General features: G+C 61.0%; 9 protein-coding genes. 6 read left to right on the top strand and 3 right to left on the bottom strand.

Annotation, left to right across the window (positions count from 1 at the left end; genetic code table 11):
• Window positions 1–490 (bottom strand): helix-turn-helix domain-containing protein (locus tag DET50_RS16515; RefSeq protein ID WP_147252227.1); only part of this gene is annotated, 490 nt, incomplete at its 3' end.
• A 223-nt stretch (window positions 491–713) separates the two neighbouring features.
• On the opposite strand from DET50_RS16515, the gene DET50_RS16510 reads away from it, so the two are divergent.
• The 4 genes from DET50_RS16510 to DET50_RS16495 all read left to right on the top strand — a co-directional run bounded on the left by DET50_RS16510 (window position 714) and on the right by DET50_RS16495 (window position 5,352).
• Window positions 714–1,031, top strand: coding sequence for a DUF2288 domain-containing protein (locus tag DET50_RS16510; RefSeq protein ID WP_113863843.1), 318 nt, complete (start codon window positions 714–716; stop codon window positions 1,029–1,031).
• A 69-nt stretch (window positions 1,032–1,100) separates the two neighbouring features.
• Window positions 1,101–2,009, top strand: a complete 909-nt coding sequence (locus tag DET50_RS16505; RefSeq protein ID WP_113863842.1) for a LysO family transporter — start codon at window positions 1,101–1,103, stop codon at window positions 2,007–2,009.
• Between the two features lie 107 nt (window positions 2,010–2,116).
• The gene (locus DET50_RS16500) at window positions 2,117–3,076 is read left to right on the top strand and encodes an ABC transporter substrate-binding protein (protein ID WP_113863841.1); all 960 of its coding nucleotides are present in this window, start codon (window positions 2,117–2,119) and stop codon (window positions 3,074–3,076) included.
• A complete protein-coding gene (locus DET50_RS16495; protein ID WP_258546156.1) occupies window positions 3,073–5,352 on the top strand; it encodes a diguanylate cyclase domain-containing protein in 2,280 nt (759 codons plus the stop codon). Before DET50_RS16500 ends, DET50_RS16495 begins: the two co-directional genes overlap by 4 nt.
• On the opposite strand, the gene DET50_RS16490 is transcribed toward DET50_RS16495, so the two are convergent.
• Together DET50_RS16490 and DET50_RS16485 are read right to left on the bottom strand one after the other, a co-directional pair.
• Window positions 5,322–6,935 carry a Na/Pi cotransporter family protein gene (locus tag DET50_RS16490; protein WP_113863840.1) on the bottom strand — a complete coding sequence of 538 codons (1,614 nt, stop codon included), beginning with the start codon at window positions 6,933–6,935 and terminating at the stop codon, window positions 5,322–5,324. The genes DET50_RS16495 and DET50_RS16490 overlap by 31 nt on opposite strands.
• Window positions 6,932–7,741, bottom strand: coding sequence for a TatD family hydrolase (locus DET50_RS16485; RefSeq protein WP_113863839.1), 810 nt, complete (start codon window positions 7,739–7,741; stop codon window positions 6,932–6,934). Before DET50_RS16485 ends, DET50_RS16490 begins: the two co-directional genes overlap by 4 nt.
• 108 nt (window positions 7,742–7,849) lie before the next feature.
• On the opposite strand from DET50_RS16485, the gene DET50_RS16480 reads away from it, so the two are divergent.
• Both DET50_RS16480 and DET50_RS16475 read left to right on the top strand, forming a co-directional pair.
• The gene (locus DET50_RS16480) at window positions 7,850–8,695 is read left to right on the top strand and encodes a polyphosphate kinase 2 family protein (protein ID WP_258546155.1); all 846 of its coding nucleotides are present in this window, start codon (window positions 7,850–7,852) and stop codon (window positions 8,693–8,695) included.
• A 23-nt stretch (window positions 8,696–8,718) separates the two neighbouring features.
• Window positions 8,719–9,990 carry a D-amino acid dehydrogenase gene (locus DET50_RS16475; protein ID WP_113863837.1) on the top strand — a complete coding sequence of 424 codons (1,272 nt, stop codon included), beginning with the start codon at window positions 8,719–8,721 and terminating at the stop codon, window positions 9,988–9,990.
• Window position 9,991 lies beyond the last annotated feature (1 nt).

Genomic DNA, 9,991 nt, shown 5'->3' with positions numbered 1-9,991 from the left:
GGATCAAGGCATCCAGCTTTTTTAGGTACGCGTTCTCCGCCCGCAGGTACAACAACTCTTCGAGCAGCTCTTCCTGTGACATGGTGCGCTCTGGCACATCAACCGGTGGGCGTTCTACAGACTTTTTGGCCATCGGGGCAGCTCGCTCGATCTCGGGACATGGCTTTGTTAACTGACCACTATGATACTGCGCCAGCCATTTGCCAATAAGACCGGTGCTTCGGAGATTAAATCGAGCCTCGGCTTGCCGGTCTGACAACCCTTCTCTGGCCACGCATTCGATGACCTGAAGCTTGAAGGATGGGCTGTAATGATGCTTGGTTGCGGCCTCAAGCCCACTGGCACCATGGAGCCGATACCTCACAACCCAACGCCGGACTAATGAGTAATCAATGTCGTAATGTTTGGCGACCTGGTGAAGGCTGATCTCATTCTCAAGATAGAGCCGCGCCACCTGTATCTTGAAGGTTTTGCTGTAGATTCTTTTCATGTAACCCCTCGAAAGTCGGTGTCCAACTTTCGGGGGTCACTTCATCGAGCCAAGCAGGGGTCAGATGAAAGCTTTCATCTGACCCCTGGTTAACCGCTGAGCCCGAGCAAATCCCCCGGGGTCAGATCAACCGATCTGACCCCGCCTTCACCCCGTGTTTTACACCTCGTTTTCAGGTAAGCTGCGCCTTTCCCAGCAACCCGTTGAACGAAGACAAGGTCCCATGGCTGAATCCTCCCGAGACGACATCAAGGCCAAACTCAACCTCGAAACCTCCCGCATCAACTGGCACGAGCTCCAGACTTACTATGCCCGGGGCCAGGTCGTGCGCGTGGCACCGGAGCTGGATTTGCTGGAGGTTGCTGCCGAGCTCACCGCTGATAACAAGGCGCAGTTTGAGCAATGGATGCAGAAAGGCGAGGTGGGAGATGTCTCCCCTGACGTAGCCCGGACCTGGTACGATCGCAATGCCGAGCTCTGGGCCGTGGTCGTGGCGCCCTGGGTACTGGTGCAGGACCGCTCGGGCCACGTGCTGCACTGAGCCTGATCCTTTCCGACATTCCGGCGCCCCGCCCGGGTCGCTTTCTCGTTATTCCAGCCTGAGGACACCATGCTCACCGGAGCCCTGCTGATACTGGCACCGCTATTTCTCGGTTTTGCCATTCCCCTGGCCAATCGCCGGCTGATGACGGTCATCCATTACACCGTCGAGACGCTGGTGTATTTCATCCTGGCGTTACTGGGCCTGGGGCTCGGCCAGATGGAGGGATTGGCGGCCCAGTTAGGCAGCATGGCGGTGCAGGTCAGCGCCCTGGTGGCCGTATTGTTCTTGGCCAACATGGCCGGCCTGTGGCTGTTTCACCGCTGGCAGCCGATGAAAGTGGAGCGGGATGACAGTGACGGGCGGCCCGGTTACCGGCGTCTGTTCCTGGCCGGCCTGAAACCGCTGGTGGCGGTGATTGCCGGCCTGATTGCCGGCTATTTCCTGCTGCCGGCCCTGCCCATGACCGACCAGGTGGCCACCTGGGCACTGATGCTTCTACTGTTCCTGATCGGTCTGCAACTGCGAAATGCCGGACTGTCCCTGCACAAGCTGCTGGTGAACCGGCAGGGGTTGGGCATGGCCCTTTCGGTGATGGTCAGCTCGCTGGTGGCCGGCGTGTTGCTGATTCCCGTCCTCGGGCTGCCCTGGCATGACGTGCTGGCCCTGGCATCGGGGTTTGGCTGGTATTCCCTGTCGGGCATTGTCGTCGGCGATGCTCTCGGCCCTGCCTGGGGTGGGGTTGCTTTCCTCAACGACGTGCTCCGGGAGATCATCGCCCTGGCGATCATTCCCCTGCTGATTGCCTCAAGGCCCGCCATGGCGATCGGTTATGGCGGTGCAACGGCGATGGATTTCACCCTGCCGGTGATTCGCAGCAGCGGTGGTCTGGTATGTGTACCAGTGGCCATCGCGTCGGGATTTCTGCTCTCGTTCTTCTCGCCTGTCCTGATGGGTGTGTTCCTTTCCCTGGGTTAGCCCCTTTTACTGGCTGTTAATCCGGGTTTTACCGTTGTGATTGCAGACAGTAAGATAATAACCTACAAGAATATGAAGAAAAATAACGCCTTGGTCCGGAGTTTCTGATGCACCGCCGCCATTTTCTGGGAGCTTCTCTGGCAGCCGGCTTTGCTGCCCTGGGGCTCCGTGGTTGTGGCGCGTCCAGCCCGCTCCGGTTCGGCATCCATCCCTGGATTGGCTACGAATCGCTTTACCTTGCGGAAGAGTTCGGCTGGCTACCCGCTTTAGTGGAGCTGGTGAAGGGATCCTCGGCCCTGGATTCCATGGAACTGCTCAAATCCGGGCAGCTTGATGGTGCCGCGCTGACTCTGGATGAGGCCATAAGGGTGCACGTTGAAGGTCCGGAACTGCTGGTGGTCGGAGTAACTGATGTGTCCGTCGGGGCGGATGTACTGGTGGCAAAGTCGGAAATCGAGAGCCTCGACCAGTTGCGGGGCAAGCGGATTGCGGTGGAGTTGGCCGGAGTATCCGGGACCCTGCTGCTGAATATACTGGACCAGGCCAGCATCGAACGGGATGAGGTGACCATCGTCGATGCACCGGCTGACACGCATGTCGGTCTTTGGAAGCGGGGAGAAGTGGATGCCATTGCCTGCTATGAGCCGACTGCATCTATTCTGCTGGGCCTTGGCGGCGAGCGCCTGTTCGATAGCAGCCAATTACCCGAAACCATTTTCGATGTCCTGGTGGTGAACCGTAAATTCGCAGAACGGGTTCCGGAGGCTGTCAGGGCCCTGCTGGAGGCCCACTTTTCCGGTCTCCGCCACCTGGTTCGCAACCAGTATGATTCGATCTATCGGGTTGCAACCCGTCAGGGGATCTCCCCGAGAGAGGTGAGGTTGGCGCAGGCCTCAGTCATGTTCCCGGATCTGGCTTCCAACCGTCGCTACCTGGCGAAAAATGGCCGGGTCGAGCAGGTCGCCCGCAGCCTTTCCCGAATGCTGGCCCGAGAGGGCCTGGTTCCGCGAACACTTAAGGTGGAGCGCTTCAGTGACAGCCAGTTCCTGCCCAGGAGCGCCGCGTGAAGCGGTGGGTTCTCGGGTACCTGGCGTTCGCGGCTCTGATCCTGTCCGCAACCGGAACGACACTTGCCCAGGGCTTCCAGGAAGTGCGTTTCGGCATCTATGCCTATCGTCCCGATTTCATCATGAAGGAGCGATACCAGCCCCTGGCGGATTACCTGACAGGCCGGATCGGCATCCCGGTGAAACTGCAGGTGCTGGACCAGGAGCAGATGCGCGCGGCGTTGGCCTCCAACCAGCTGGATTTTTTCCTGACCAACCCGAGCCAGTTCCTGGTGATCCGGAGTGAGCGCAGCCTGACCGGGGAGTTGGCGACCCTGGTGCGCAAGCACGACGGGGTTGCCACAGCCAGTCTTGGTGGCGTGATTTTCACGGCGGCGACGCGAAACGACATCAGTGATCTGTCGGATGTGCGAGGCAGGACCATTGCCTCGCCCGGGCTTCATTTCCTCGGTGGTTTTCAGACCCAGGCGCTTGAACTGAAAGGCGCCGGTGTCGATGTTCTGAACAATAACCGGATAAAGCTCGTTCGCAGCCATGATCGGGTGGTCAGGTCCGTGCTCACCGGAGACGCCGAGGTGGGATTTGTTCGCACTGGCATCCTGGAAGAAATGATTGCAGATGATCCACGTCTGGCAGACCGGATCCGGATTCTCAACCGCCAGAACCTGACGGGTTTCCCCTACGCCGTGTCCACGCGCCTGTACCCCGAATGGCCGGTCGCAGCCTTGCCCCATGTGGACAGCGATATCGTACGCCGTGTGGCGTCGGCCCTGTTCGCCATCGAGGAGAACTATCCGGCGGCGCTGAGTGCCGGTATCGCCGGCTTTGCCCCGCCCGCCGATTACCAGTCTGTTGAATACCTGGCCCGGGAGCTTCGTGTCGAGCCCTACGATGAGCTGCCGAAACTCACCTGGGGCGAGCTGGTCGGGCAGTATTGGGGGTGGCTGATGGCTACCTTTATCCTCGTCCTGCTACTGACCGGCTCCATGTTGTGGTTGCGCCGCAAGAAGCGGGAGCTGGCCGCTGAGCAGCGCCGGCTCCGTCGTTTGATCCTCAGTTGGCCCCAACCCATGCTGATGCTTCGAGGCGGTGAATTCGTGGATAGCAATCGCGCTGCCCTCGAGTTGCTGAGGTATGCCATGCCCCGGTCGCTGCTGGGCAAGGATATTGCCGCTTTCTCGCCCCAAACCCAGCCTGATGGCGATGTTTCGCGGCAAAAAATCCAAAGACTGTTGCAGCGGGTGGACCGCGGTGAGGTTGTCCAGGTCGAGTGGGTCTTCAGGCGTTCGGACGGTTCGGAGGTCTGGGTCGATATGACTCTGGCGCCAGTGCATGAAACAGACGAGCCGCAGCCCCATGTCCTTTGTTCCTGGTACGACATCACCGGCCGAAAGGAGGCGGAGCAACGCCAACGCATGGCCGCCAGCGTATTTGACCATGCCAGGGAAGCCATTTTCATTACCGATCTCCATGGCCTCATCATCGACGTTAACGATGCCTACGTGGAAATTACCGGTCGGGCACGGGCTGACGCCATTGGTCGGCTGCCACCCCTGCCTCTGGAAGAGGGCACTGGCGTGTTTGCCAGCGCCCGGGCCCACGGTTTCTGGTCTGGCGAGTTTGCCAATAAACGCCGGGACGGTGAGCGTTTCAACATGGCGCTGACGGTGAGCGGGGTCCGGGATGAACGGGGTGCTATCAGTCATTTTATGGGCATCTTCTCGGACATCACACGGCTCAAGGCCCAGGAGAAGGAGCTGCGTACCATGGCGCATTACGATGCGCTGACGCATCTGCCGAATCGTGTTCTGTTTACCGACCGCATGCAGCAGGTCATGGCCCAGGCCCGGCGCCAGGATGATCTGCTGGCGGTGGTCTACATCGATCTGGACCAGTTCAAGCCGGTCAACGACGCCTTTGGCCACAAGGCGGGTGATGAGCTGCTGGTGGAGGTGGCCAACCGCATGCGGGCGGAGTTGAGGGAGGAAGACACCCTGGCCCGCCTCGGGGGCGACGAATTCGCCGCACTGATCGTTAATATTTCAGAGCCGACTGTGCTGGAGAATCTGCTCGCGCGGCTGTTGCACGCCATCTCGGAGCCGGTCCAGGTGGCCGGTCACCTGGTGCAGGTCTCGGCGAGTATTGGCTTCACCCTCTATCCCCAGGCTGAAGAGCTTGATGGCGACCAGCTACTGCGTCAGGCCGACCAGGCCATGTATCAGGCCAAGAAGCAAGGGCGCAACCGTTACTGCGGGTTTGACAGCGCCGCTTCCTGATCCCCGTTCAGGAGCCTGGAAACCGGCTGCCATGCGAGGGCCTTGTGCCACTGGTCAACGAGGCGCCGGACCGAGCTCAGCGTATCCAGGATTTGCTCGCCATCTGTGGTGGCGATGTCGCGACGGACAATCATGGCCAGTAGCTCCGATTTGAGCTGATGGTAGATCGTTTCAGCATTATCCACGATGGCTGGCAGGGGCTCATCTGCAGCGACCAGGGTTCTCAGTGTGTCGATGTACCGTTCCAGTGCGTCGGACAGTCGGGCCATACGTGGCTGGTCTTTGGCCACCTTGAGTTTGAGCAGTTCCCCCGCCAGGTCTGTAGCCTCCATCAGATAGCGGCAGGTGCGGATGCTCAGGGTCAGGGCATCCACGGTGGAGGGATGCATCTTTTCCGCCCTGACTCTCGAGACATAATCGACGATAGCCGAGTTCAGGCTCCGGCAGGCGTCTGCCTTCGGCTGGATCTGCGCCGGCTTAAGGTCTTCCCGGTCCAGACAGACCCTGAGCAGCCCCCGAAGCAACCCGATCAGGCGCTTCATCTCCTCATCCACCGCAGCGACGGCCAGTTCCGGCGTGGCCACCAGTGTATTGTCCAGGTGCCGCGGTTCCGCGTTGTCCTCCTCCTTGCTCCGGAACAGCCGTCCGAGAAAGCGTGCGAAGTGGGGCGTGAACGGCAGCATCAGCAGTGCCCCGAGGACATTGAACAGGGTGTGGAACAGGGCCAGGGACACCGCGACATTGGCGTCCAGTTCAAGCCAGTGGGCCATCAAGGCCACGATCCAGAGCATGACCGGCAGAATGAGCAGGGCAATGACACCGGTCGCTGCATTGAACAGGATGTGTCCTATGGCCAGGCGTCGGGCATTGGCGGTGGCCTTGAGTGCGGACAGCGCGGCGGTGGAGGTGGACCCCAGGTTGGCGCCGATCACCGCGGCAGCGGCGCTGTTCAGCGGGATCAATCCGCCGGCGGCCGCAGTCAGAACAATGGCCAGGGCCGCACTGGAGGACTGGGTCAGCACGGTGGCCAGAAAACCGATCAGGATAAACATCGGCAACCCGTAACCCATCTCCACCAGGGTCTGGCTGTCGATTCCCGCGGTCAGGGACTCCAGAGACGTTTTCAGGATCGACAGGCCAAGGAAGAACAGGGCGAAGCCGGCCAGGGCCTGGCCCAGTGCCTCGCTACGGGTGTTGTTGGTGGCCAGCTTGAGCCCCATGCCGAGGGCCAGCAGAGGCAGCGCAAAGGCCTCGATATTGAAGCCGAAGCCCACCAGGCTCACCAGCCAGGCGGTCATGGTGGTACCGATATTCGAGCCGAAGATGACCCCCAGGGACTGGGAGAGCCCGAGCAGACCCGCGTTCACGAAGCCGATGGTAGCCACCGTGACCGCGCCGGAAGACTGCACGATACCGGTGATCAGAAAACCCGCCGCCAGGCCGCGGAGGGGTGTCCTGGTCCAGCTCCCCAGCAGGTGGCGGAGATGGCGACCGGCGGCATTCTTCAACCCATCGGTCATCATCTCCATGGCCAGCAGGAACAGCGCTAGCCCGCCCAGGATCTGGAATATGGTCGCGGTCATCGCTCGGGGAAGAAGGTCCTGAGGCTGTTGGCGTAGGTCTGCGCCAGAACCTGATCCAGCGGCAAGTCCTTGACCTCAGAGATCTTCTCGGCCACGAAGGGCAGGTAGAACGGCGCGTTCTCCCGGCCCCGGTAGGGCACCGGCGTCAGGAAGGGCGCATCGGTTTCCAGCAGGATCTGCTCGATGGGCGCCATGCGCACAATGTCCCGCACGTTCTCCGCCTTGTTGAAAGTGGTGATGCCGTTGAAGCCCAGGCACCAGCCCTGATCCAGGGCATAGCGGGCTAGCCCCGGGCCCGAGGTGAAGCTGTGAATGACGCCACGGCGTTTCAGGGTCGTCTCGAACTCCTGGAGGATGGTGATGGTGTCCTCGTCCGCTTCTCGACTGTGGATCACCACCGGCCGGTCGGTGTCACAGGCAATCTGCAACTGGCGGCGGAAGACGTCCCGCTGTACCTGACGGTCCGCGTTGTCGTAGAAGTAATCCAGACCGATCTCACCCACCGCGACAATCTTGGCGTCACCAGCGTGGGCGCGGATCTCTTGCTCCACCTCATCGGTGTAGGTTTCCGCCTCGTGCGGGTGGATGCCCTGGGTACCATAGACCCAGGGCGTAACCTGGCTCAGTTCCCGGACTTTGGCCAGGTTCTCCGGTGACACCGCGATGGTGATCACGCGTTCAATGTTCACCCGCTGGCTCTGCTCCAGAGTGTCCTCCAGGGGCCGGTCCTTGAGGTAATCCAGGTGGCAGTGGGTTTCGATGATCGGGTGATCGAAAACCGGAATCTCGCGACGTTTCTTGCTCATTGCTTTGACTGAACTCCATCGCAACCTTTGGTCAGGCTGCTATTCTGGGAACTTGATCCCGCAAGTTTACCAGTTTGTGCGATTGTTAACCTGTTTCGGACTATGACTATGGGAAAGGATGTTATGGAGGTATCGCCGTTCGCCAGTGCCTGGCGTTTTGATCCCGAAAAGCCCCGGTTCCGGGACTACCCCACGCTGCTGGACGATGACGGTGAGATTCCCGCACTGGAAGCCAGCCTGGAGGAGATCGGTGAATATCAGCGCCGACTCTGGGCCAATCGCAAGCGGGCACTGCTGGTGGTGGTTCACGGTCCCGATACCAGCGGCAAGGACAGCCTGATCCGGACCCTGGCCACCTACGCTGATCCGGCGGGCTTCCATGCCTGGTCGTTCAGCCGGCCGCAAGGGGCGGAAGTCCGCCATGATTTTCTCTGGCGGGTCACACCTTACCTGCCAGGCTTGGGCCAGATGGTGGCCTTCAACCGGAGTCATCACGAAGCGGTCATTGCCGAGCGGGTCTGGCCGGTCCATGCCCCGGACAGCTACAACTGGGACAACCGTTACCACTCCATCCGTAATTTCGAGCGCCACCTGGTACAGGAGGGCACGACGATCCTGAAAGTGTGGCAGAACCTGTCCGAAGACGAGCATCGCCGGCGCCTGCTCAAACGCCTGGACAAGCCCCGCAAGCGTTGGAAATTCGATAAATCCGATATTGATGGCTGGGCCAGACGGGCGGAGTATGAAGCCTTTGCCGAGCAGGCGATGGCGGCAACCCATACCCGGGAAGCGCCCTGGTTTGTCGTTCCCGGGGACAGGAAGCCCCAGGCCCGGGCGATTGTAGCCGCGATGCTGGCGGAACAGCTCAGGCAACTGGCGCCGGACTATCCGGCGGAAGATGAAGCGGTACTCGAGGAATATCGGCAACTGTTGGCCAGGAACGGGGTCAGCTGAAAATAACGGACGCGGAGGCGTGCATGCACATTGTAGTAGTCGGTGGTGGTGTGGTCGGAGTGACCACAGCCTGGGAATTGAACCGTCGGGGGCATCAGGTAACAGTTATCGAGCGTCACGACATTGCCGGTAACGAGACCAGCAAGGGCAACGCTGCCCAGCGCTCCTACGGGGTGGTTTACCCGTGGGCGGATCCCTCGATGGTGTTCAAGGTGTTGCCATGGCTGTTCAAACAGGACGGACCTTTGAAGCTGCGGATGCCGCCATCGGTGGAAGCGGTGAAGTTCATGTTTGCCACCCTCCGCTATGCCTGGTCTCCGGGCCTGTTCGGCCTTAACCGGCGGGCCATGCTGCGCCTGGGCATTCACAGCCGGGAGCGCTTCCTGAAACTGGAGCAAGAGCTGGACCTCGAGTTCGACGGTGACCACAGGGGACTGCTCCATCTGGCCAGCACACCGGAAGCCCTTGAGGGTTATCGCGCCGTGCATGACCTGCTGAGCGAACTCGGTATCCCGTCCAGGCTGTTGAGTCCGGAGCAGGTACGGGAAGTGGAACCAGGCATGGTCGGCGGTGGGCCGCTGTATGGGGCGCTTAGCTACGACACCGACGGCACCGGCGACTGCCACCTGTTTTCCCGGGCCCTGGCGAACGCCTGCGAGGAGAGGGGGGTGAAATTCCGCTACAACGTTGAGGTGGATAACCTGGTCGCCGGTGAACACCGGGTGGATGCGGTGGCTCTGCGCAACGCCGATGGAGAGCGGGAGATTCTCAAGGCGGACGCCTTTGTGATCAGTGCCGGTTGCTGGTCACCGACGCTGGTGCGGCCCCTCGGGCTGGATCTGCCCATCTACCCGATCAAGGGCTACAGCATTACCGTGCCCCTGAAAAATCCGGAACATGCCCCGGTCAGCACCATCCACGACGACAACTACAAGGTGGTCTCCACCCGGCTGGGCGATCGGCTGCGGGCCACCGGTTTTGTGGAGCTGGCGGACTTCAACCGGGACATTCCGGAAGCCCGCATTGCCACCATTCGAAAATCGGTAGAATCCCGCTATCCCGGTTGTGCCGACCTGGACGCGGCAGAGGCCTGGACCGGCTTCCGGCCCATGACCCCGGACGGCCCGGCCATCATTGGCCGGGGCCCGAGGGAGAACCTGTACCTGAATACCGGGCACGGCACCTTCGGCTGGACCCTGTCCGCCGGCAGTGCCGATGTGATCGCCCGGGTCATCGACGGTGAAACCTCACCGGTCAACCTGGACGCGTTTCGCACCGGACGTTTTCAGGAGTAGG

This window comes from Marinobacter pelagius, assembly GCF_003315345.1.
GTDB classification, from domain to species: Bacteria; Pseudomonadota; Gammaproteobacteria; order Pseudomonadales; family Oleiphilaceae; genus Marinobacter; species Marinobacter pelagius_A.
This window is presented reverse-complemented; position numbering and strand designations above follow the sequence as displayed.